The organism is Bradyrhizobium sp. JR4.3, from assembly GCF_040547695.1.
GTDB lineage: Bacteria > Pseudomonadota > Alphaproteobacteria > Rhizobiales > Xanthobacteraceae > Bradyrhizobium > Bradyrhizobium canariense.
Window position 1 is genome coordinate 414140 of record NZ_JBEPQF010000003.1, and the last position, 23108, is coordinate 437247.

Consider the following 23108-nt stretch of genomic DNA (forward strand, 5'->3'; position numbering starts at 1 on the left):
TCCAGCGTTTTTCCGTTCCCCTCTAAGTCCAGCGCGGTGCGCGGCAGCAAGGTGGAGCGGGGCAAGCCCCGGCGGCGGACGGTTCCCGGTTACCACCACGTTTCCGGGACGGTTCTGACAGCGGCGCGACCCGTTACCCGGTCCCTTAATCCCAAGGGAGCGGTTCGTAATACCCAAGGCGAGCGCGCTCGCGCCATGCCTGGCCAACAGCAACTGATTGAGGGGCGGCCCCGCCGCCCAATGTTTCATACGGGCCGACGCTTGATGCGCCAGACTGTGCCGACCAATTCTGAAGGACCATTCGCGACGCTGCGGAGTGAAAATTCCGCGCGCCACTTTGGTGCTCCGGCTTCCGGTTCGGCAAGGCGCGAGAGACGGCGTTTCGGCCTTCCCCTCACCCCCGAATCAGGTGGACCGTCGCGTCACCCGGCAGCGCTGATGGCGCCCCCGGTGAATCGCGCCCGCCGCCGCCAAGAGTTAAGACATGCCCAACAAGATGTTGATCGATGCCACCCACCCGGAAGAGACCCGGGTCGTCGTGGTCCGCGGCAATCGCGTCGAAGAGTTTGATTTCGAGACCGCGCAACGCAAGCAACTGCGCGGGAATATCTACCTCGCCAAGGTCACAAGGGTCGAACCCTCGCTCCAGGCCGCTTTCGTCGAATATGGCGGCAACCGCCACGGCTTCCTCGCCTTCAGCGAAATCCATCCCGACTACTACCAGATCCCGGTTGCCGACCGGCAGGCTCTGATCGAAGCCGAAGAGCAGGCCCATCGCGAGGCCGAGGAAGAGAGCGAGAACCGCTCTCAGGGCCGCCGCCGTTCCCGCCACCGCAATTCCCGCCGCCGTAGCCATGGCGAGCGCGTCCGCAGCGAAATCGTCGAAGGCACCGATCCCGCGGCCCGGCAGGTCCAGGGCGAGGCCCTGCCCGAAGGCGCTTCGCACGAGGGCGAGCACCTGCACGCCGGCGCAGAGCATCACGGCGAGCACGAAGGCCACGATCATCACGGCCACGAAGCACATGACCACGAAGGGCATGACCACGACGACCATCATCATGCCCATGGTGACGATCATCACGCCCACGACCATGGCGACCACGATCATCATGGCGAGCACGACCATCACGACCATGATCATGCCGACGAGACACCGGCGCCTGTCGCAGCGATCGGCGCCGAGCCCGCGGTCGCCACCGAAGCCGTTGCCGAGCCGCAGGAGTTTGCCTCCGACCCACACGCCGACGATCTTGCCGAGGCCGTGACGTCGGCTACTGAACCTGCCGACGCCGTATACGCCTCCGGCGAGAATGCGCAGGCTCCGCATCACGAATCCGAAGCGACGGCCGAGGATGACGACGAAGACGAGGACGACGAGGAAGCCGAAGAGGACGTCGTTGAATCCGTCGGCGGCGACGATGTGCTGGAAGAAGTGCCGGAGCGCACCTTCCGTCCCCGCCGCCAATACAAGATCCAGGAAGTCATCAAGCGCCGCCAGGTGATGCTGGTGCAGGTCGTCAAGGAAGAGCGCGGCAACAAGGGCGCGGCGCTGACGACCTACCTCTCGCTCGCCGGCCGCTATGCCGTCTTGATGCCGAACACCGCACGCGGCGGCGGCATCAGCCGCAAGATCACGAGCGCGCAGGACCGTTCGCGCCTGAAGGAAGTGGTGCAGGATCTCGACGTGCCCGAGGGCATGGGGATCATTCTGCGCACCGCGGGTGCCGCCCGCACCAAGCCCGAGATCAAGCGCGATTTCGAGTACCTGATCCGGATGTGGGAGACGGTGCGCGATATGACGCTGAAGTCGCAGGCCCCGACCCTCGTCTACGAGGAAGGCTCGCTGATCAAGCGCTCGCTGCGCGACCTCTACAACAAGGAGATCGACGAGATCTCAGTTGCCGGTGAATCCGGTTACCGTGAAGCGCGCGACTTCATGAAGATGCTGATGCCGGCGAATGTGAGCGCGGTGAAGCAGTATCGTGACGGCCAGCCGCTGTTCTCGCGCATGGGCGTCGAAAGCCAGCTGGATGCGATGTTCTCGCCGACCGTGCAACTGCGCTCCGGCGGCTACATCGTGATCAACCAGACCGAAGCGCTGGTCTCGATCGACGTCAACTCCGGTCGTTCGACGCGCGAGCATCATATCGAGGACACCGCGCTCAAGACCAATCTCGAAGCCTCCGAGGAGGTTGCGCGTCAGCTTCGGTTGCGCGACCTCGCCGGTCTGATCGTCATCGACTTCATCGACATGGACGAGAAGCGCAACAACCGCGCGGTCGAGCGCAAGCTGTCCGATTGCCTCCGGCAGGACCGCGCGCGGATCCAGGTCGGACGCATCTCGCATTTCGGCCTGCTCGAAATGTCGCGCCAGCGCATCCGCGCCAGCGTGCTGGAGTCCTCGACCGATCCCTGCACGCATTGCGGCGGCACCGGCCATGTGCGCTCGGTGTCCTCGGTTGCGCTCCAATTGCTGCGCGGCCTCGAAGAGATCCTGATGAAGGGCGCGACCCACAACCTCGTGGTCCGCACCCGCACCGACGTCGCGCTCTATGTGCTGAACCACAAGCGCGGCCATCTGCGCGACCTCGAGAACGGCTTCAAGGTCACGTTGTCGGTCATCGCCGACCCGAGCGTCAACGGGCCGCAGGCCTATGTCATCGACCGCGGCGAGCAGGTGCATACGCTGGAAGCCGCCAAGGCTCTGCTGGCGGCGCAGGCGGCCGCAAGCCCGCCGCCCCTGGTCGAAGAGGCCTATGAAGACGAGGAATTCGATCCGGAGACCGAATCCGAGGTCGAGACCGAAGAGACCGAAGGTCTCGCCGAGGAGCAAACCGCAGGCGACGCCGCTACCGAGCAGGACGGCCAGCGCCGCAAGCGTCGCCGTCGCCGCCGCGGTCGCGGTGGCCCGCGCGACGAGGAGACGCGCGAGGATGGCGCTCCCGCTCTTGCCGAGACGGCCATGGCGGCCGGCGAAGGCGAAGAGGATGCCGAGGCCGAGCCGGATGGCGAGGAAGGCGAGGAACAGGGAGCCCGTGGCGAGCAGCAGGGCAGCGCCGATCGCCGTCGCCGGCGTGGTCGCCGTGGCGGACGTCGGCGTCGTGGTCCTGGCGAGGAAGGTCTCGCCGGCTCCATCGGCGACGAGCTCGCGGCCAGTGCGCCGTCGGAAGCGACCGATGCAGTCGCCGATTTCGACGGTTTTAGCGGCGAGGCTGCGCCCTCGATCGCGCAGGCCGAGCACACGTCGGAACCTCAGGTCACCCAGCCTGAGCCGCGGGCCGAAGCACGGATTGAGGCAACGGCCAGGCCTGAGCCGGCTCCTGCTGCCGCGGACGAAGAGCACGCCGACGACAAGGCCGCACGACGCCGTTCGACGGTTCGCGAAAAGGTGAGCTTCCTGTCGAGCAGCCAGAGTGAACCGGCACCGGTCACGCAGGCGGCCGAGCCGGTTGCCCCGCCCGCACCGGCTCCGGAGCCCGCGCCCGCAGCGGCAAGCGAAACCTCGGCCGCACCGCGTCGCGCCGGCTGGTGGTCGCGCCGCTTCGGCGGCGGCGAATAGACGAGCCCCAATCAAAAACGCCCGGCTTCGGCCGGGCGTTTTTCGTTCCACGCTCTCTTTGCTGTTCAGAGCGACGGTGGATCGCCTTCGATCGGCGCCACGTCGCGCGATGCGATCCTGCGGAGCTGATCGTAGAGGTCAGGCGCCTCGCTGGTGCAAAGGCAGACGCCTGTCGCAGCAGGCCCTTCGCCGGCGTTGAGGTAGGCGTGGCCCATGGTGCTGTCGAGATAAATGCCGTCGCCCTCGCCCAGGATCTCCGGCGCGTAGAACTCGGTGTGGACGGCAACGCGTCCGCTCGTCACCACGAAATATTCCTCGCCGGCGTGGCGCAGCAGCGGACCGAACTCCTCCAGCGAGCGCGCCCTGACTTCGGCCAGGATCGGCACCATGCGTTTGCCGATCAGATCGGTGCATTGATAGGTGTAGGTGTAGAATCCGGTCGTGATCACCTGCCCCTGCCCGGCGCGGCTGATGCTCCGTCGCGCCGTGACCGGTCTGCTCTGCTCGGGACGCGGGGGCACCGGATTGAACAGCTCGGCGATCTCCATCTTCAAGCCGGAGGTGAGCTGGAGCAGCTTGTCGTAGGTCAGCGACATCAGACCGTTCTCGACCTTGGACAGGGTCGACAGCGCCATGCCGGTCCGCTCCGCCACCTGCTTGAGCGTCAGCCCCCGCGCCTGGCGGGCAGCCTTGAGGCATTGGCCCAGCTGGGAGTTGGCGCCCTCCGGCGTCGTCACGATCTCGCTCATCCAGCGAGGCTATCACGGCGGCAGAAAAATGTTTGATCGATCCACCTAATCTTTTCGACTGAAGCCGGCCCTGGGTTCCGCATCTGGTCGCCGTTTGGGCAGGCAAACCAGCATTTGTGCATGAAATGGCCGGTTCTGACGAATATTGGTGCGCGGCCTCCACTTTCCGATATGCTAAATCGTTTTCAAATTTTGAAAGGGATTGGCATTGTCCGACCTTTGCGATTCCAGCGCCGTTGAGCTGCGCCGCCGCCTGTCCGCCCGGGACATCTCGCCCGTCGAGCTGCTGGAGTCGTGCCTGTCGCGGATCGCCACCGTCAATCCCGCCGTCAATGCCGTCGTGACACTGGACGAGCCTGGCGCTCGCGCCGCTGCCAAGGAAGCCGAGGCCGCCATCCTGCGCGGCGAGGATCATGGCGCCCTCCACGGGCTCCCCGTTCTCATCAAGGACACCCAGGACACCGCTCGACTGCGCACCACCTATGGCAGTCCGTTGCTGAGGGACAACGTCCCACTCGCTGACCAGGGCTCGGTGGCACGGCTGCGCGCGGCTGGCGCCATCATCTTCGGCAAGACCAACACACCGGAATGGGCGGCCGGCGGCAACACCCGCAACCCCGTGTTCGGGGCGACCGGCAATCCGTTCGATCCGATGCGCTCGGCGGCCGGCTCCTCCGGCGGCTCGGCGGTGGCGCTCGCCTGCGGCATGGCTCCGCTCGCCTCGGGCTCGGACACCGGCGGCTCCTTGCGCAATCCGGCCGGCTTCGCCGGCATTGTCGGCATGCGCCCGTCCTTCGGCCTCGTCGCCAGCGAGAAGCGCGTGTTCGGCTGGTCCAATTTGTCGACCGACGGGCCGATGGCGCGCAATGTCGCCGACACCGCGCTGATGCTGTCGGTGATGGCGAGCGACGATGCCCGCGATCCGCTCGCCTATACGCTGCCCGGCGAGCCCGTGCGCGGGCATGCCGAACGCTGGGCCGCGCCGCGCCCCGCAGAACTCGGCAGGCTGCGCCTGGCCTTCACCGAAGACTTCGGCTTTGCCCCGACAGAGCAGGCGATCCGGCGCGTGTTCCGTCAGCACGTGAGCAAGCTTGCACCTCTCTTCGCCGAATGCCGCGAGGCGACGCCGGATTGCTCCGGCGCCGATGACGCCTTCGCCGTGCTGCGCGCCGGCATGTTCCTGGCGACGCATGGCAAGAACTACAAGGAGCGGCCCGAGATGCTCGGGCCCAATGTCCGTGCCAATGTCGAGGAAGGCCTCGGCTACACGCTCGAAGATCACGCGCGCGCCGCAACGACGCAGACGCGGATCTATCGCGCCTGGCAAAGCTTCTTCGAAAGCTGCGACGTGCTGATCAGCCCCACCATCACGCTTAGTCCGCGGCCGTGGTCGGAGCCGCATCCCGCGGAGATCGACGGGGTAGCAACGAAATCCTACTTCCATTGGCTGGCGCTCGCTTATGCCGTGACGCTTCCCGGCCATCCCGCCATCAGCATTCCTCTCGGCCTCGATGAAGCCGGGCTGCCTTTCGGCCTGCAGATCGTCGGTCAGCGTGGCGGCGACGCCGCCGTGCTCGCGGTGGCCGCGAGCCTCGAAGCAGCGTTCGCCGGCGACGCGCAATTGTGCCGGCCGGCGCCCGATCTGGCCCGGCTTGCCGTGGCGCCGCCGCTCTCGGCTGCACCCGGCTTCCTGACTTGGGAATGAAGAACGTGGGAATGATCAGAACTCGGGCATGACCTGAACTCGGCAACGACCGATACCAGCCCTGGCGGCGCGATGGAGACGAGGATGACGGAATTGCCGAGGAAGACCAGCGTCATCGCATTCGTCCTGCTCTACGTCGCCTACTGCATCTCCTATGTTGACCGCGCGGCGATCTCGCTGGCGCTGGCGCAGATCGGCAAGGACTTCAACCTCCAGGCCGCAGATCTCGGCATCGTCATCAGCGCGTTCTTCCTCGGTTACGCCGCGATGCAGGTGCCGGGCGGATGGCTCTCCGACCGCTTCGGATCGAAATATGTGGTGATCATCACCATCGTGATGTGGTCGCTGTTCACGGCGTTCACGAGTCTGGCCTGGTCGCTCACCTCGCTGATCGCGATCCGCTTCCTATTCGGCATCGCCGAGGGCGGCTTCCCGCCGGCGAGCATCCGCGCCGTCGCGGAGGTGTTCAAGAAGGACAGCCGGCCGAAGATGTCGGCGCTGCTGCTGTCATCCAACTATGCCGGCAGCATGATCGCGCCGCTGATCATGGCGCCGTTGATCCTCTGGCTCGGCTGGCGCCATGCCTTCAACGCGATCGGCATTGCGGGCATCGTCTTCGCGGTCGCCTATTTCGTCTTCGTCCCGTATCTGGGCCGCCCGGGCGCGAACGATCCGAACCTGTCCGGGACGAAAGCCGAGAACCGTGCACCGATGCGCGAGCTCATGAAGAATCCGCTGCTGTGGCAGCTGATGGTGGTGTGGTTCGGCCTCAGCTGCGTCAACAAGGGCCTGGATTCCTGGATGCCGCTCTATCTGCTCCAGCAGCGCGGGCTCGACCTCAAGACCGTCGGCATCGTGGCGCCGATCCCGTTCGTGATGGCGACGATCGCGACCGCGATCGGCGGCTGGGTGATGACGACCTTCTTCGCCGAGCGCGAAAAATATCTGCTAATCGGCGCCTCCGCATTGACCGGCATCTTCCTCTACGCCATGTACAAGGCGGAGACGATCGCGATGCTGATCACCTACCAGTCGGTGGTCTATTTCTTCAAATCCTTCGTGCTGGCCTCGGTGATTGCGCTCCCGACCAAGCTGCTCCGCGACGACCAGATCGGATCCGGCATCGGCATGGTCAACCTCGGCGGCCAGAGCGCGGGCTTCGTCGCCCCCGTCGCGATCGGCTTCATCGTGACCGGAACCGGATCGTTCGATGCAGCCTTCGGCTTTCTCGTGGCGATGACGGCGTTATCAGTCGTGGTCGCCGCAACCATCAACACGGCCCAGCCGAAGCTCATGCCGCAGACGGCCTGACAGGAGAATTTCTTCCGATGCAAAGCGCGATCGTCCTCGGCGGCGGCATGATCGGCGTCAGCGCGGCGCTGCACCTCCAGCAGCGCGGCTGGTCCGTCACGCTGATCGACCGCAGGGAGCCGGGCCGTGAGACCAGCTACGGCAATGCCGGGATGATCCAGGCGGAAGCGGTGCGCCCCTATCCGATGCCGCGCGACCTCGCCACGCTCCTGAAGATCGCGACCGGCCGCACCAACGACGTGCGTTACAGCCTGTCATCTCTTCATCTTCATATCGAACCCCTGCTCCGCTATTGGTGGCATTCGGCGCCGAAGCGGCATCGCGAGGCGATCGACGCCTGGGCGCGGCTGATCGCCTACGCGACGGCGGAGCACGACATCCTCATTCGCGAAGCCCATGCCGACAATCTGATCCGCCGCGCGGGATACCGGCACCTGCATCGCGACGCTGCCTCGTTCGATCTCGCCGTCAAGGCGGCGGAAGCGGACCAGCGCGAATTCGGCGTGAGGTTTCGTGCGCTCTCGGGCATCGAGCTTGCCAAGGCCGAACCTGTCCTGCGCGACGACCTGCCCGGCGCGATCCATTGGCTCGACACCTGGACTGTGTCTGATCCCGGCGCTCTGGTTACGGCCTATGCCGATCTGTTCGAGCGCCTCGGCGGCACCATCGTGCTCGGTGATGCCCAAAGCCTGCAGCAGACCGCCACCGGCTGGTCGGTCAAGACAGACCATGGGCGCGTCGACGCCGCCCACGCCGTCGTGACGCTCGGGCCGTGGTCGCCCGATCTCCTGCTCAAATTCGGCTATCGCATCCCGCTGGTGCGCAAGCGCGGCTACCACATGCATTACAGCGGCGGCGCCTCGCTCGATCTGCCGCTGGTCGACAAGGCCGGCGGCTACGCCATGGGTCCAATGGCCAAAGGCATTCGCATCACCACCGGCGCGGAGCTGACCGGCCTGGACGCGCTCGCAACGCCCGTGCAGCTCGCCAGCGCGGAAGCCTCCGCGCGCGAGCTGATCGACCTCGGCAAGCGGGTCGAGCCCGACCCATGGTTCGGCACCCGCCCCTGCACGCCCGATATGCTGCCGGTGCTCGGCCCCGCCCCACGCCATCCCGGCCTCTGGATGAACTTCGGCCACGGCCACCAGGGCTTTACGCTGGGACCCGCGACCGGGCGCCTCCTCGCCGAGATGATGAGCGGCGAAACACCGGCGATCGATCCGACGCCGTACCGGCCGGAGCGGTTCTAGATCAGGGTTGACGGCAAGCACCGCGTGCGCGTCGCCAGATGCAGGTTGAACGCGCGAGTTCGCAACTTCCGTCAGTCGGCGCGCTCGGCGAGCAGTGTCCTGATGCGTTCGGCGTCGTCGGGAGTCGCGGGGTTGTAGACGATCATGCTGAGATCGGAGCGTCCCTCGACGATAAAGCTCGAATATTCGAACGACATCGTGCCGTGAACGGGGTGCCGCAGCCGCTTGGTGCCGTCGCCGTGGTAACGCACGTCATTGTCGCGCCAGAGCGCGGCGAATTCCGGGCTGGTCCGGCACAGCTCGTCGACAAAATCGGCGACATGCGAGACTGCGCCGGCCCGCGCGGCGTCCGCCCGGAAAGCCGCGACCACGAAGCGCGCCACGCTGTCCCAATCGTATTGCGCGGCGCGCACGCGCGGATCGCAGAAGATGAAGCGCAGGATGTTGCGCTGTCCCGGCGGGATCGCGCCGTAGTCGGTCAGCACGGCGCTTGCGGCACGATTCCAGGCGACGACGTCCCAGGTCGCGGTCCGCACCAGCGCCGGGCTGAACGCGAACGCATCGAGCACCCGCTGCAACCGCGGCGAGACGCCTTCGCTCGCCTGGTAGCGCACCTCGGGCGGACGGCCGAGGCCGATCAGGAACAGGTGCTCGCGCTCGACATCGGTCAGCATCAGCGCTCGCGCGATGCGGTCGAGCACATCGGGCGACGGCGCGCCGCCGCGGCCCTGCTCGAGCCAAGTGTACCAGGTCGGGCTGATATTGGCGCGCTGCGCCACCTCCTCGCGGCGGAGTCCCGGCGTACGCCTGCGGCTACCCGCGAAGCCGAACGCGGTGGCATCGAGCCGGGTGCGGCGGTCCTTGAGGTAGGCCCCGAGCAGGTTTTCGGCTGAAGCGGTCTCGCTCATCCTGTTAGCTATTATACCCCGATAATGTCACTACTTTACCCGGATAATCCTAGCGCGGATGGTCGTCTCCACCAACCCTGGAGATACTCATGCGTGTTTTCGTCACTGGCGCCACCGGCTTCGTCGGCTCCGCCGTCGTTCGCGACCTGATCGCTGCCGGCCACCGGGTCACGGGCCTCGCCCGCTCCGACGCGGGAGCCGCGACGCTCGCCGCGATGGGCGCCGAGATCCACCGCGGCTCGCTGGAGGATCACGCGTCCTTGCGCAGCGGCGCGGCCGCCTCCGACGGCGTCCTGCACCTCGGCTTCAACCACGACTTCTCGAAGTTTCTGGACAATTGCGAGCTCGACCGCCACGCGATCCTGGCGATCGGCGAGGAGCTCAAGGGCTCCGGTCGCCCTCTCATCGTCACCTCCGGCGTCGCGCTGCTTGCGCCCGGCCGCCTCGCCACCGAGGACGATGTGTCGGCGCAGCGCTTTCCGCGCGTGTCGGAAGCGACCGCGCTGTCCCTGGCCGGCGTCCGCGCCGCCGTTGTGCGTCTTCCGCCCTCCACGCATGGCGAGGGCGACCACGGCTTCGTTCCGATCCTGATCAACCTCGCGCGCCAGAAAGGCGTATCGGTCTATGTCGGCGATGGCAGCAACCGCTGGCCCGCCGCGCACCGCTTCGATGCCGCGCGCGTCTACCGGCTGGCGCTGGAGCAAGGCGCAACCGCGAAGCACTATCACGCGATCGCCGAGGAAGGCGTGCCGTTCAAGGCGATTGCGGAAGTGATCGGCCGGCGGCTCGGCGTGCCCGTGGTGTCCCAATCGCCCGAGGAAGCGACCGCGCATTTCGGCTGGTTCGCACAGTTCGCGGGCGCCGACGTTCCGACCTCGAGCGCGAAGACGCGTGCTGCTCTCGGCTGGTCGCCGCAAGAAAAAGGGCTGATCGAGGATCTCGACCAGCCCTATTACTTCAAGATCTGACGGCGCCCGGCACCGTCAAATGCAGATCAGTCCGTCGTGACAGCCGTTTCCATGTCGGTCGGATCGATCTGCCTGGCGAGGTTGGCGTTGAGCTTGTCGCGATCGAGTTCGCCCTCCCACCAGGCGACGATCACGCAGGCAACGCCGTTGCCGCACAGATTGGTCAGCGCGCGGCACTCACTCATGAACTTGTCGATGCCGAGCACGATCGCCATGCCCGGCACGAGGCGCGGATCGACCACGGCGAGCGTCGCCGCCAGCGTGATGAAGCCTGCGCCCGTGATACCGGAGGCGCCCTTCGAGGTCAGCATCGCCACCACCAGGATGGTGAGCTGCTGGCCGAAGGTGAGATCGAAGCCCAGCGCCTGCGCGATGAACAAGGTCGCCAGCGTCATGTAGATGTTGGTGCCGTCGAGATTGAACGAATAGCCCGTGGGCACCACGAGGCCGACCACCGACTTCGAGCAGCCGAGGCGCTCGAGCTTTTCCATCAAGGACGGCAACGCGCTTTCCGAGGACGAGGTGCCGAGCACGATCAGCAGCTCGTCCTTGATGTAGGCGAGGAACTTGAAGATGGAGAAGCCCGCGAAGCGCGCGATGATACCGAGCACGACGAACACGAACAGCGCCGCGGTCAGGTAGAATGTCGCTATCAGGCCGATCAGGTTGAGGATCGCCCCGGTGCCGAACTTGCCGATGGTGTAGGCCATCGCGCCGAAGGCGCCGATCGGCGCCGCGCGCATCACGATGGAGATGACGCCGAACACCGCATGCGCGGCGTCGTCGATGAAACTGCGGATGGTGTGGCCGCGTTCGCCGAGCCCCATGATGGCGAAGCCGAACAGCACCGAGAACAGCAGCACCTGCAGGATCTCGCCTTGCGCGAAGGCGCCGACGACGGTGTCCGGAATGATGTGCAGCACGAAGTCGACCGACTTCTGGCCTTCGGCCTGCTTGGCGTAGTTGGCGACGGCCTGCGCGTTGGCGGCGGCGCCGCCGAAGCCCGCACCCGGCTTCACCAGATTGCCGATGATGAGTCCGATCACCAGCGCGAAGGTCGAGACGATCTCGAAATAGACCAGCGCCTTGACGCCGATGCGGCCGACCTTCTTGGCGTCCTGGATATGGGCGATGCCCGAGACCACGGTGCAGAAGATGATCGGCGCGATCACCATCTTGATCAGCTTGATGAAGCCATCGCCGAGTGCCTTGATCCACTCGTTGGTGGCGATTGACGGCCAGAGCCAGCCGACGATGGCGCCGAGCACGATCGCGATCAGCACCTGGATATAAAGTACCTTGTACCACGGCTTGGCGGCGGGCGGCGCGACCGGCGCCCCCACCATCGTTGTCGTCGTCATTGTTTCACTCCCCCTCAAACGCCGGGCCAGCCAAGATCAACTTGGCCGGCCCTGTCAATCGGAACTGCTCGTTATTGCGCGCTTTACCCGCGATCGACCACCCGGCGTATCGCCGGCATCAACGTCGCGCCCAGCGCGTTCTTGACCAACGACGCCGCAACGAACGGCATCAGGCCGACCTGCCAAGCCTTTGCGGCGCCAAGGCCGAGGCCGAAGGCCAGCCAGCCAAAGCCCGCGGCCAGAATGAGGATGTGGCCGACGGCCATGGCCGCAAACAGCAGCATGACGCTGCGATCCCAGCCGCGCTCGGCGAGCCAGCCGGTGACGAAGGCGGCGCCAATGAAGCCGAACAGATAGCCCGCGGTCGGGCCGACCAGCGGTGCGATTCCACCAACGGGACCGGCGAACACCGGCAGGCCCATTGCGCCCTCGGCGAGGTAGGCAATCATGGTTGCGCTGCCAAGCCGCCAGCCATAGGCGGCGCCGATCATCAACACGACCAGCGTCTGCAATGTCATGGGCACGTAAGGCAGCGGCAGGTTCACCTTGGCTGACAGCGCCATCAAGGCGGTGCCGAGCGCAATCAGCACGACAGCGCGCAAGGCGCCGACGGTTTCACCGGGCCGGACTGGCCACATCAATGCGGCGAGAGGAGAATGCGTGGCGGTAGACGGGACGGAACGGTCAGACAAGTTGCACTCCAGAAGGCTGTCGAAAACTGGCGGCTATTTAAGCCAGTGAGCGATCCGGTCAACTGCTTCCCGCATCTCCGCAGCCGAACGCGCATAAGAGAGCCGTATGAATGAACGGCCATGGATGGGATCGAAATCGAGCCCCGGCGTGACCGCGACATGGGCCTGTTCGAGCATCTGCTTGGCGAAGTCGAAACTGTCTGAGGTGAAGTCCGAGACGTCCGCATAGAGATAGAACGCGCCGTCGGCCGGCAGAAACCTGGTCAGGCCGGCCTTGGGCAATCCCTCGATCAGGATGCGCCGGTTTTCCTGATAGCCGTGCTTGATCTCCTCCATCTCGGCCGCGCCGTCGAAGGCCGCTTCGGCTGCGATCTGCGACAGCGACGGCACCGAGATCGACAGGTTCTGCTGCAGCCGCTCGATCGGCCGCACCAGAATCTCGGGCACGACCATCCAGCCGACGCGCCAGCCGGTCATGCAGAAATACTTCGAGAACGAGTTGATCACGAGCGCGTGGTCCGACAGCGCCGCAGCCGTCACCGCGGGAAACGCGTAGTCGAGCCCGTGATAGATCTCGTCCGAGATGAAACGGATGCCCGCGTCTTCCGCCGCAGCGATCAGGCCTGCGAGCGCCTCGCGGGACATCATGGTCCCGGTCGGATTGGCCGGGCTGCCGACCAGCACGCCCTTCAGCGGCGCCTTGCGATGGGCGACCAGCAGCGCCTCGCCGGTCAGCGCATGGCGCGTCTCGTTCGTAGTCTCGATCAGCACCGGCTCGCAGCCGAGCGCGGTGAGAATATGACGGTACGGCGGATAACCCGGCACCGTCACGGCGACGCGGTCGCCCGGCTCGAACATCGCCAGGAAAGCCAGAATGAACCCGCCGGAGGAGCCGGTGGTCACCACGATTCGCTCGGGGCTGACGTCACAGCCATAGGCATCGCGATAATGCCGCGCGATGCGCGCGCGCAAGGAGGGGATGCCCAGCGCGGAGGTATAATCGATCCGCCCTGCCTCGAGCGCCGCATGGGCGGCCGCAATCGCGGTCTTCGGCGCGCCGGCGGCGGGCTGGCCAACCTCCATGTGGATGACATGGCCCCCGGCCGCCTCGATCCGGGCCGCCGCGGCCATGACGTCCATCACCATGAACGGGGGAACATCGCTACGGCGGGAGGGCTCAAGCCACTGCCCCAACCGGTTCCTCAAGGTCGCATCGTGCATCGATTTCTGCTATTCGCTGGCGGACTGATCCGTCCGGCCTGAGAACGGGGTTCTTGCGCCCCAGACTGGCCGCATTGTACGGCTCATAAGGGGAACGGCTCAAAAGGGCATATCGCGTATCCGGTCCGCCGCCAATCGTCAAAACCAATCACGAAACTGCTCGACCAGCCTGCTGACAAGACCCTTTGACCCAGACCGCTTGATGTTGTTCCAGATCGCATTGCGCAAGAAGGCCACCGCCCTCATCTCCCTCCTCGCGGCGGCTGCGATCGCGCTGACGCCGTTCTCGGCCGCGCATGCGCAGGCCAAGGGGCCGCCGGTCCTGCGCGACACCGAGACCGAGCAGCTGCTGCGCGAATACACCCGCCCGATCCTGCGCGTCGCCGGTCTGGAGAAGCAGAACATCCAGATGGTGATCGTCAACGAGGGCTCGTTCAACGCGTTCGTCGCCGACGGCCGCCGCATCTTCGTCAATTACGGCGCGATCCTCCAGTCGGAGACGCCGAACCAGATCATCGGCGTGCTCGCGCACGAGACCGGGCATCTGGCCGGCGGCCATCTGTCCAAGCTGCGCGAGCAGCTCGCCAATGCCCAGACCCAGATGATCATCGCCATGCTGCTCGGCGCCGGTGCGATGGCCGTGGGCAGCACCCGCGGCAGCGGCAGCGCCGGCAACAATGGCCTTGCCAATGCCGGAGCCGCCGCCCTCGCCGGCCCGCAGGAGATGATCCGCCGTACCTTGCTGTCCTACCAGCGGCAGCAGGAGGAGAACGCCGATCGCGCCGGCGTGAAATTCCTGACTGCGACCCAGCAGTCGCCGAAGGGCATGTACGAGACCTTCAAGCGCTTCACCAGCGAGAGCCTGTTCGCAGCACGGGGCGCCGATCCCTATCTCCAGTCGCACCCGATGCCCGCCGAGCGCGTCGCTTCACTGCAGGAGTTCGCCAGCGCCAGCCCCTATTGGGACAAGAAGGACGATCCCGCGCTTCAGCTGCGCCACGACATGGTGCGCGCCAAGATCTCCGCCTTCATGGAGCGGCCGGAGACGGTGTACCGTCGCTATCCCCTGACCAACGACAGCCTGCCGGCGCGCTACGCCCGCGCCATCAGCACCTATCTGCACGGGGATTTGCGTAGCGCGCTCACCCAGATCGACGCGCTGATCCAGGTCCAGCCCAACAATGCGTATTTTTACGAGGTGCGCGGCCAGGCCCTGCTGGAGGGCGGCAAGCCGGCCGAGGCGATTCCGGCCCTGCGCAAGGCTGTCGCACTTTCGAACAACGCGCCCCTCATCGAGATGTTACTTGGGCAGGCTCTGGTTGGGTCCGATAATAAGGCCTACACCGATGACGCCGTTCGGATTCTCCGGGCCGCGGTGGCACGGGAACCGGAGGCCGTGCTCGGCTACATGCAGCTCGCGATGGCTTATGGCCGGAAGGGCGACTATGCCGAGGCCGATCTGGCGTCGGCCCAGGCCGCTTATCTGCGCGGCGACAACAAGACCGCCCGCGAGCTTGCGACGCGCGCGAAAACCCGTTTCGCCGTCGGCACGCCCGGATGGGTCAAGGCCGACGACATCGTGGCGTCGAAACCGCCGCGCAACTGACAAGACCAGAACGACGCCTTACGCTACGACGCCTTGCACCACGACGTCACGACACCGAGCTTAAGTCCGCCGGGACGTTTTCCGAACCTGCTTTGGATAAGAGGATTTGCCTATGCCTTCGCTGCGCCTGCTTGCTCCCGCGCTGTTTGCGCTCGCCATGTTCGGCGCAGCCGTGCCCGCGTCGGCCGACAGCTTCTCCGATGCCCAGCGCACGGACATCGAGGCGATCATCAAGAACTATCTCGTCACCCATCCCGAGGTGCTCGAGGAAGCGATGACCGAGCTCACCAAGCGCCAGGCCGCGGCTGAGACGCAGAAGCACGAAGCCAGCGTCGCCCAGAATTCCGATGCGATCTTCAACTCGCCGCGCCAGGTCGTGCTCGGCAACAAGGACGGCGACGTCACCTTCGTCGAGTTCTTCGACTACAATTGCGGCTACTGCAAGCGCGCGATGGGCGACATGCTCGACCTCATGAAGGCCGATCCGAAGCTGAAAGTGGTGCTGAAGGAGTTTCCGGTGCTGAGCCAGGGCTCGGTCGAAGCAGCGCAGGTCGCGGTCGCCGTGCGCATGCAGGATCCCTCCGGCAAGAAGTACCTCGACTTCCACCAGAAGCTGCTCGGCGGTCGTGGTGCGGCCGACAAGGCGCGCGCACTTCAGGCGGCCAAGGAAGCCGGCCTCGACGTCGCGAAGATCGAGAAGGACATCGGCAGCGCCGAGGTACGCACCACCATCGAGGAGAACTTCAAGCTCGCCGAAGCGATGGGGATGAACGGCACGCCGAGCTATGTCATCGGCAAGCAGATCGTTGTCGGCGCCGTCGGTGTCGAAAGCCTGAAGGAAAAGATCGCTGTGGCCCGCTGCGGCAAAGCGACTTGCTAATAAGCGATTTGCTCTACAACTCACGCACGCAAAAGGCCGGCTGAAACGCCGGCCTTTTCATTGCGCCGAAATCTGGCGCGCGCATTCATCTGGCATTCAACAAACAAAAGCCTCGGAACCACCGAAGTTCCGGAACAACTCAAATCTCCTTTCGTTGTCGGCGCGGGCAATGACGCAAACGAACACGTGAGGAGAATTCCATGTCTAACCGCTTTATGATCTCGGTTGCCACACTCGCGCTCGTCGCGGGCACCGGTCTGGCGAACGCACAGGGCACCATGAACCGCGACAGCGGTGGCGGCGCCGGTGGTGCGCAGATGCAGCATTCGCAGCCTTCCGGCGGCGCCGCCGAACGCGGCGGCTCGATGGGTAAGGAATCCGCCCATGAGAAGGGCACCGTCGGCCAGGCCGGCGGCTCCAGCAGCATGAAGTCCGGCGCGTCCGCCGAGGACAAATCCTCCGGCGCGACCAAGGACGAGCACTCCGGCCGCGAGATGAACAAGAACGCGGCTGAGGACAAGTCCGGCGCTACCAAGGGCCAGCGCACCGACGAACGCGCGCAGGGTCAGCAGGACAAGTCCAAGAGCATGAGTCAGGACACGAGCAAGGACTCGAGCAAGACCGGCGCCAAGGACCAGAAGGACATGAAGGCTGAGGGCGCCAAGAGCGGCACCAGCAGCACCAACAATGCCGAGAACCAGAAGGGTACCGAGACGCGCACCAACCAGAACGCTCAGGGCCAGACCGGCACCAGCACCAACCAGAATGCGCAGGGTCAGAGCAGCACCAACACGACGGTCGGTCAGGCCGGCGCGGGCGCCAAGCTCTCGACCGAGCAACGCACGCAGATCACCTCGGTGATCCGCGAGGAGCATGTGCGTCCGGTGACGAACGTGAACTTCTCGATCTCGGTCGGCACTCGCATTCCGCGCGAGGGCGTCGAGCTGCACACCCTGCCGTCCCGTGTCGTGACGATCTATCCGGAATGGCGGACCTATCGCTACGTCCTGGTCAAGGACGAGATCGTGATCGTCAATCCGGACACCTATGAGATCGTGGCTGTCCTGAACACGTAAGACGATACCCGGCAACCATCGGGGGCGGGCAGCAATGCCCGCCCCTTTGCCGTTCGGCCGGCAGCCATGCTTCGGACTGGTTAACAAGCAATTTCCGTAGCTTGCGCACAGATTTTTGCACCCCGGATGAGGCATCTGAAGCCACCTCGGAGGTCCTTCAAGGCTTCCCCTCACGCGCTTTGTTACCTATAACCCCCGCCACGCCGAAGCACCTCTTGCGGGATTGGAATGGCCGAACCAGCAACCGACACGATCCTTGTCCTGAACGGGCCGAACCTCAACATGTTGGGGACGCGCGAGCCCGAGAAGTACGGGCATGCGTCGCTGGCCGACGTTGAGGCGCTGTGCCGGGAGACGGCGGCCACGTTCGGCCTCAAGGCCGACTGCCGGCAGTCCAACCGCGAAGGCGAGCTGATCGACTTCATCCACGAGGCACACGCCCGCAAGATGAAGGGCATCATCATCAATGCCGGCGGCTATTCGCACACATCCATCGCGCTGCACGACGCACTGCTGGCGGTGCAGATCCCGACGGTCGAGGTGCACGTCACCAACATCCACGCCCGCGAGAATTTCCGGCATCACTCCTACACCGCGCGCGCGGCGTTCGCCTCGCTCTGCGGTTTCGGCATCGAGGGCTACCGCCTCGCCATCCAGGGCCTTGCCGCCAAGCTCGGCATCAAGCCCAAAGCCTGACGCTCCCCCTTCACACAGAACATTCGGATCAAACAACATGGCGCGCCAGCCAGACGACAAAGCAGCCGCAAAGTTTTCCAGCGAGGATTCCGCCCTCGTCCGCGAGCTCGCCTTGCTGCTTGATGAGACCAGCCTCACCGAAATCGAGATCGAGCGTGCCGGCCTGCGCCTGCGCGTCGCCCGCAACATCAGCGTCGCCGCGACCATGCCGATGCAGACGGCGGCCGCCCCCGCCGCCCTCCCGGCGACCGCAGCTGCCGCCGCACCTGCCGCTGCCGACCTGTCGAAGCATCCCGGCGCCGTGACCTCGCCGATGGTCGGCACCGCCTATTGGGCGCCGGAGCCCGGCGCCAAGCCGTTCATCGAGGTCGGCAGCAAGGTCTCGGTCGGCCAGACGCTGCTGATCATCGAAGCCATGAAAACCATGAACCAGATCCCCTCGCCGCGCGCCGGCACGGTGACGCAGATCGTGATCGAGGATGGCCAGCCGGTCGAGTACGGCGAGCCGCTCGTGATCATTGAGTGACGGTCGAGGGCGGTCTCATCGCCCTCGCCGCTTTCCGCGCGTCAGTCCAATAAGGACACCATGTTCGACAAGATCCTCATAGCCAATCGCGGCGAGATCGCCCTTCGCATCCTCAGGGCCTGCAAGGAGCTCGGAATCGCGACCGTCGCCGTGCACTCCACGGCCGACGCCGATGCCATGCATGTGCGCCTGTCGGACGAGAGCGTGTGCATCGGGCCGCCGGCGTCCAAGGACAGCTATCTCAACGTGCCCGCGCTGCTCGCGGCCTGCGAGATCACCGGGGCCGATGCCGTGCATCCCGGCTACGGCTTCCTGTCGGAGAACGCGCGCTTCGCCGAAATCCTCGCCGAGCATAATCTGCATTTCATCGGCCCGAAGGCCGAGCACATCCGCCTGATGGGCGACAAGATCGAGGCCAAGAGGACGGCCAAGAAGCTCGGCATTCCCGTGGTGCCCGGCTCCGACGGAGGGGTCGGCCCCAACGACGACGCGATGGCGATCGCCAGGAAGATCGGCTTCCCCGTGCTGGTCAAGGCCGCGGCAGGCGGCGGCGGTCGCGGCATGAAGGTGGCCGAGAGCGAGGCCGATCTTCAGGTCGCGCTGTCGACGGCGGCCAACGAGGCCAAATCCGCCTTCGGCGATGCCTCTGTCTACCTCGAGAAATATCTGCAGAAGCCGCGTCACATCGAGATTCAGATCCTCGGCGACGGCCGCGGCGGCGCGATCCACCTTGGCGAACGCGACTGCTCGCTGCAGCGACGCCACCAGAAGGTCTGGGAGGAAGGCCCCTCGCCCGTGCTGACCGCGGCTGCACGCGCCAAGATCGGCGAGACCTGCGCCAAGGCGATGCGCGAGATGAAATATCTCGGCGTCGGCACGATTGAATTCCTGTTCGAGGACGGCGAGTTCTACTTCATCGAGATGAACACGCGCATCCAGGTCGAGCATCCCGTCACCGAGAGCATCACCGACATCGACCTCGTGCTGGAGCAGATCCGCATCGCCGCCGGCGGCGACCTGCCGGCGAAGCAGGAAGAGGTCCAGGTCATCGGCCACGCGATCGAGTGCCGCATCAACGCCGAGAATCCGGAGACCTTTCGTCCTTCGCCCGGCCGCATCACGCAATATCACCCGCCCGGCGGGCTCGGTGTGCGGATCGATTCCGCAGTCTATCAGGGCTACACGATCCCGCCTTATTACGACTCGCTGGTCGGCAAGCTGATCGTGCACGGCAAGACCCGCGGCGAGTGCCTGATGCGGCTGCGCCGGGCGCTGGACGAGATGGTGGTCGAGGGCATTGAGACCACCCTGCCGCTGTTCCGCGCTCTGGTGCGCGAAGACGACATCATCAACGGCGACTATCACATCCACTGGCTGGAACAATATCTTGCCGGCAAGGCGGAACCCGCCCCGAAGTAGCCGTCCCTGCCTATGGAACCCTTTGGCCCCAATCGCGTTTGGCACGATGGGGACAGTTCCGAGGGGGCATTTTGAAGTCCGCAATCCTGATCGAGCGAGACCGTCGTGATCGCTGACGCGCAGCGACGGCGTACATTTTGGCAGATCCTGCTGTTCGCAGCGGGACTGCTGGTGCTGACCGTGATCAGCGCCGGCTCCGTCTACCTCGTCAACAAGGCGAGAGACGACAGCAAATGGGTGATTCACACCATCGAGGCGGAGAACCAGATCAACGCGCTCCTGCTGGAAATCCGCCGCGCCGAGAGCACCGCCCGGGGCTACCTTCTGACACAAGGCGAGGATTTCAAGGTCGACCATGACAAGGCCGTGGCAGCGATCATCCCGGCTCTCGACAGGCTCACGCGCCTGATCGGCGACAATCCGGAGCAACGCCAAAGCATCGAGAAGCTGAGCGCGGCGATCGAGACCAGGCTCGGCCAGTTCGTGCAGGAGATGGATTTCATCCGGAAGGGCGAGCCGGAGAAGGCCGCAGCACTGGTCCGCGAGATCGCCTCCACGGACACCACGGCTGCGATCGCCAATGTCGCGACCGGGATGATCCAGGAAGAAGAACGGCTGTTCCGGCTCCGAACGGTCAATTCGGACCACAGCCAGACCCTGGCCGCGTCGATGACCGGCATCGGCTCCGGCCTCGTCGTGCTGCTGGCCCTGATCTCGATCTGGCTGGTGCGGCGCTCGGCCCTTGCCCGCGACGATGCCGAGGGACGCCTGCGCGATGCCAATGTCAATCTGGAGGCCGTGGTCGACGAACGCACGGGCGATCTGCGCGAAGCCAACAACGAGATCCAGCGCTTTGCCTATATCGTCAGCCACGATCTGCGCTCGCCACTCGTCAACATCATGGGCTTCACCAGCGAGCTCGAAGAGCTCGGCGGCGACATTTTCCGCCGTATCGGCAGCCTCACCCATGTCCCGGCCGACGGGCCGCCGTTGCCGGACGGCGAGATCGCGCTCGAAGGTCCCGACAAGCAGCTGTCAGAGGATTTTTCCGAAGCGCTGGGCTTCATCAAGTCGTCGATCGCCAAGATGGACCGCCTGATCTCGGCGATCCTCAATCTCACCCGCGAGGGCCGGCGCGAGTTCCAGCCGCAGAAGATCGACACGCGCGAACTGATCGAAGCGATCGTGTCGACGCTGGCGCATCAGGCCGCCGAGGCGCAGGCGGACATCCATGTCGCGCCGCTGCCGGATCTCGTCAGCGACCGCCTAGCGCTGGAGCAGATCTTCTCCAATCTGATCGACAACGCCATCAAATATCTCAAGCCCGGCGTCGCCGGCGAGATCAGAATTCGCGGGCGCACCAAGCTCGGCTACGCTATCTTCGAGATCAGCGATAACGGCCGCGGCATCGACCCCAAGGACCACCAGCGGATCTTCGACCTGTTTCGCCGCGCCGGAACCCAGGACAAGCCCGGTCAGGGCATCGGTCTTGCGCATGTGCGTGCACTTGTGCGTCGCCTCGGCGGCACCATGTCGGTATCATCGGAACTGAATACGGGCAGTACCTTCACCATCACGTTGCCCATCACCTGGAACGCCAGCAACCGGAACGCGGATCAATGACCCAACCCGTCAGCATCATCATGATCGAGGACGACGAAGGACACGCGCGGCTGATCGAGCGGAACATCCGCAGGTCCGGCGTCAACAACGAGATCATCTCCTTTGCCAACGGCACGGACGCGATGAAACATCTGTTCGGCCCCGATGGCAGCGGGCTCGTGCAGAAGGGCAATGCGCTCCTGATCCTGCTCGATCTCAACCTCCCCGACATGACCGGGATCGACATTCTGAAGCAGATCAAGGAGAACAAATATCTGAAGGCCTCGCCCGTGGTGGTGCTGACCACCACCGACGATTCCCAGGAAATCAAACGCTGCTACGAGCTCGGCTGCAACGTCTACATCACGAAGCCCGTGAACTACGAGAATTTCGCCAATGCCATCCGGCAGCTCGGCTTGTTCTTCTCGGTCATCCAGGTCCCGCCCGCCGCCTCATGAACCAGCGCATGCCCACATTGCTCTACATCGACGACGACGGGGCGCTTGCGCGCCTGGTCGATCGCGGCCTGACACGGCGCGGCTTCAAGGTCGTTCACGCCGCGAGCGGCGAGGAAGGCCTCGAGCTCATCCGCCGCGCGGGTGCGCAGGACAGCATTGACGGCGGCATCGACGTCGTCGCGCTCGATCAGTACATGCCAGGCCTCGACGGACTGGAGACGCTGGAGCAGATCATGGCGATCCCGGGCGCGCCGCCAGTGGTCTTCGTCACGGCGTCGCAGGATTCCAGCATCGCGGTGACGGCGCTGAAGGCGGGCGCGGCCGATTATCTCGTCAAGGACGTCAAGGGCGACTTCATCCCCCTGCTTCACGTCGCGGCCGAGGGCGCGCTGCGCCAGGCCGAATTGCAGAAAGCCCGCGAGGAAGCCGAAGCCGAGATCCATGCCTCGCGCGACCGCTACGCTGCTCTTGCGGCCGAACGCGAGCTGCTGCTGCGCGAGGTCAACCACCGCGTCGGCAACTCGCTGCAGATCATCGCCTCCCTGCTGCACCTGCAGGCCAGCTCCGCCGCGCAGGACGAGGTCAAGGCTGCGTTGACCAATGCGATGGGCCGCGTCGCCGCGGTCGCACAGGTGCACCGCCGCCTCTACACCTCGCAGGACCTGAAGAGCGTGGTCCTGAACCAGTATCTGGACTCGCTGCTCGAGGACTTGCGCCGCTCGGCCGAGGGCAACCGGATGTCGCGCCTGACGCTGAAGGCCGAACCGATCGAGATCGATCCGGACCGTGCGGTCGCCGTCGGCATCATCGTCAACGAGCTGGTGATGAACGCGGTGAAATACGCCTACCCTGACGGCGCCGGCCCGATCCATGTCGAGCTGACCTCGCAGGGCGACGATCTCCTGCTGTCGATCAGCGACGATGGCGTCGGCGACAACGTCAAGGCCGATCCGCGTTCCACCGGCATGGGCCAGCGTATCGTCGCCGCCATGGCCAGCAAGCTCGACGCTTCGGTCGAGCGCGACCCCACCCATTCCGGAACCCGAATCATGTTGAGGTTCCGCCGTGTCCCGGCTGCCGCCGACAAGCCGGCTGCTGCCGCAGCGAACTGATCCGCTCCC

General features: G+C 65.4%; 19 protein-coding genes. 14 read left to right on the plus strand and 5 right to left on the minus strand.

Going from position 1 to position 23108, the window contains the following annotated elements:
* Positions 1 to 484 precede the first annotated feature (484 nt).
* The gene (locus ABIB91_RS07960) at positions 485 to 3559 is read left to right on the plus strand and encodes an Rne/Rng family ribonuclease (RefSeq protein ID WP_502916954.1); all 3075 of its coding nucleotides are present in this window, start codon (positions 485 to 487) and stop codon (positions 3557 to 3559) included.
* 65 nt (positions 3560 to 3624) lie between these two features.
* On the opposite strand, the gene ABIB91_RS07965 is transcribed toward ABIB91_RS07960, so the two are convergent.
* Positions 3625 to 4308 carry a helix-turn-helix domain-containing protein gene (locus tag ABIB91_RS07965; protein WP_007591591.1) on the minus strand — a complete coding sequence of 228 codons (684 nt, stop codon included), beginning with the start codon at positions 4306 to 4308 and terminating at the stop codon, positions 3625 to 3627.
* 208 nt (positions 4309 to 4516) lie between these two features.
* Between ABIB91_RS07965 and ABIB91_RS07970 the strand changes: the two genes are divergently transcribed.
* From ABIB91_RS07970 to ABIB91_RS07980, 3 genes are all read left to right on the plus strand, one after another.
* The gene (locus tag ABIB91_RS07970) at positions 4517 to 6013 is read left to right on the plus strand and encodes an amidase (protein ID WP_354167616.1); all 1497 of its coding nucleotides are present in this window, start codon (positions 4517 to 4519) and stop codon (positions 6011 to 6013) included.
* 84 nt (positions 6014 to 6097) lie between these two features.
* Positions 6098 to 7324: an MFS transporter gene (locus tag ABIB91_RS07975; protein ID WP_354167613.1), complete on the plus strand. Its 1227-nt coding sequence runs from the start codon at positions 6098 to 6100 to the stop codon at positions 7322 to 7324.
* A gap of 17 nt (positions 7325 to 7341) precedes the next feature.
* Entirely contained in the window at positions 7342 to 8574 is a 1233-nt protein-coding gene (locus ABIB91_RS07980; RefSeq protein WP_354167610.1) for an NAD(P)/FAD-dependent oxidoreductase, read from the plus strand.
* Positions 8575 to 8645: 71 nt separating this feature from the next.
* Here the strand turns inward: ABIB91_RS07980 and ABIB91_RS07985 are convergent, their stop codons facing one another.
* On the minus strand, positions 8646 to 9482 hold the full coding sequence (locus ABIB91_RS07985; protein WP_354167607.1) for a helix-turn-helix transcriptional regulator: 837 nt from the start codon (positions 9480 to 9482) through the stop codon (positions 8646 to 8648).
* A gap of 89 nt (positions 9483 to 9571) precedes the next feature.
* Here ABIB91_RS07985 and ABIB91_RS07990 point away from each other — a divergent pair, with 89 nt between their 5' ends.
* Entirely contained in the window at positions 9572 to 10450 is an 879-nt protein-coding gene (locus ABIB91_RS07990) for an SDR family oxidoreductase (protein WP_007591600.1), read from the plus strand.
* A 26-nt stretch (positions 10451 to 10476) separates the two neighbouring features.
* On the opposite strand, the gene ABIB91_RS07995 is transcribed toward ABIB91_RS07990, so the two are convergent.
* The 3 genes from ABIB91_RS07995 to ABIB91_RS08005 all read right to left on the minus strand — a co-directional run bounded on the left by ABIB91_RS07995 (position 10477) and on the right by ABIB91_RS08005 (position 13724).
* Positions 10477 to 11811 carry a dicarboxylate/amino acid:cation symporter gene (locus ABIB91_RS07995; RefSeq protein WP_354167604.1) on the minus strand — a complete coding sequence of 445 codons (1335 nt, stop codon included), beginning with the start codon at positions 11809 to 11811 and terminating at the stop codon, positions 10477 to 10479.
* Positions 11812 to 11894: 83 nt separating this feature from the next.
* Complete coding sequence (locus tag ABIB91_RS08000; RefSeq protein ID WP_063992558.1) at positions 11895 to 12449, minus strand: biotin transporter BioY; 555 nt, start codon at positions 12447 to 12449, stop codon at positions 11895 to 11897.
* Between the two features lie 87 nt (positions 12450 to 12536).
* A complete protein-coding gene (locus ABIB91_RS08005) occupies positions 12537 to 13724 on the minus strand; it encodes a pyridoxal phosphate-dependent aminotransferase (RefSeq protein ID WP_219682597.1) in 1188 nt (395 codons plus the stop codon).
* 202 nt (positions 13725 to 13926) lie between these two features.
* Here ABIB91_RS08005 and ABIB91_RS08010 point away from each other — a divergent pair, with 202 nt between their 5' ends.
* The 9 genes from ABIB91_RS08010 to ABIB91_RS08050 all read left to right on the plus strand — a co-directional run bounded on the left by ABIB91_RS08010 (position 13927) and on the right by ABIB91_RS08050 (position 23099).
* On the plus strand, positions 13927 to 15330 hold the full coding sequence (locus ABIB91_RS08010) for a M48 family metalloprotease (protein ID WP_007591606.1): 1404 nt from the start codon (positions 13927 to 13929) through the stop codon (positions 15328 to 15330).
* Positions 15331 to 15442: 112 nt separating this feature from the next.
* Positions 15443 to 16210: a DsbA family protein gene (locus ABIB91_RS08015; protein WP_354167599.1), complete on the plus strand. Its 768-nt coding sequence runs from the start codon at positions 15443 to 15445 to the stop codon at positions 16208 to 16210.
* A gap of 200 nt (positions 16211 to 16410) precedes the next feature.
* On the plus strand, positions 16411 to 17286 hold the full coding sequence (locus ABIB91_RS08020; protein WP_354167596.1) for a DUF1236 domain-containing protein: 876 nt from the start codon (positions 16411 to 16413) through the stop codon (positions 17284 to 17286).
* Positions 17287 to 17514: 228 nt separating this feature from the next.
* Positions 17515 to 17982: a type II 3-dehydroquinate dehydratase gene (gene aroQ, locus ABIB91_RS08025; protein ID WP_007591609.1), complete on the plus strand. Its 468-nt coding sequence runs from the start codon at positions 17515 to 17517 to the stop codon at positions 17980 to 17982.
* Positions 17983 to 18019: 37 nt separating this feature from the next.
* Positions 18020 to 18508, plus strand: a complete 489-nt coding sequence (gene accB / locus ABIB91_RS08030) for an acetyl-CoA carboxylase biotin carboxyl carrier protein (RefSeq protein ID WP_354167593.1) — start codon at positions 18020 to 18022, stop codon at positions 18506 to 18508.
* A 60-nt stretch (positions 18509 to 18568) separates the two neighbouring features.
* Complete coding sequence (accC, locus tag ABIB91_RS08035) at positions 18569 to 19927, plus strand: acetyl-CoA carboxylase biotin carboxylase subunit (RefSeq protein WP_007591613.1); 1359 nt, start codon at positions 18569 to 18571, stop codon at positions 19925 to 19927.
* Positions 19928 to 20032: 105 nt separating this feature from the next.
* Positions 20033 to 21550, plus strand: a complete 1518-nt coding sequence (locus ABIB91_RS08040) for a sensor histidine kinase (RefSeq protein WP_007591615.1) — start codon at positions 20033 to 20035, stop codon at positions 21548 to 21550.
* Positions 21547 to 21987, plus strand: a complete 441-nt coding sequence (locus ABIB91_RS08045) for a response regulator (protein ID WP_007591617.1) — start codon at positions 21547 to 21549, stop codon at positions 21985 to 21987. The genes ABIB91_RS08040 and ABIB91_RS08045 overlap by 4 nt, the downstream gene beginning before the upstream one ends.
* Positions 21984 to 23099 (plus strand): sensor histidine kinase, encoded by a 1116-nt coding sequence (locus ABIB91_RS08050; RefSeq protein WP_354167589.1) that lies wholly within the window; start codon positions 21984 to 21986, stop codon positions 23097 to 23099. The genes ABIB91_RS08045 and ABIB91_RS08050 overlap by 4 nt, the downstream gene beginning before the upstream one ends.
* Positions 23100 to 23108 lie beyond the last annotated feature (9 nt).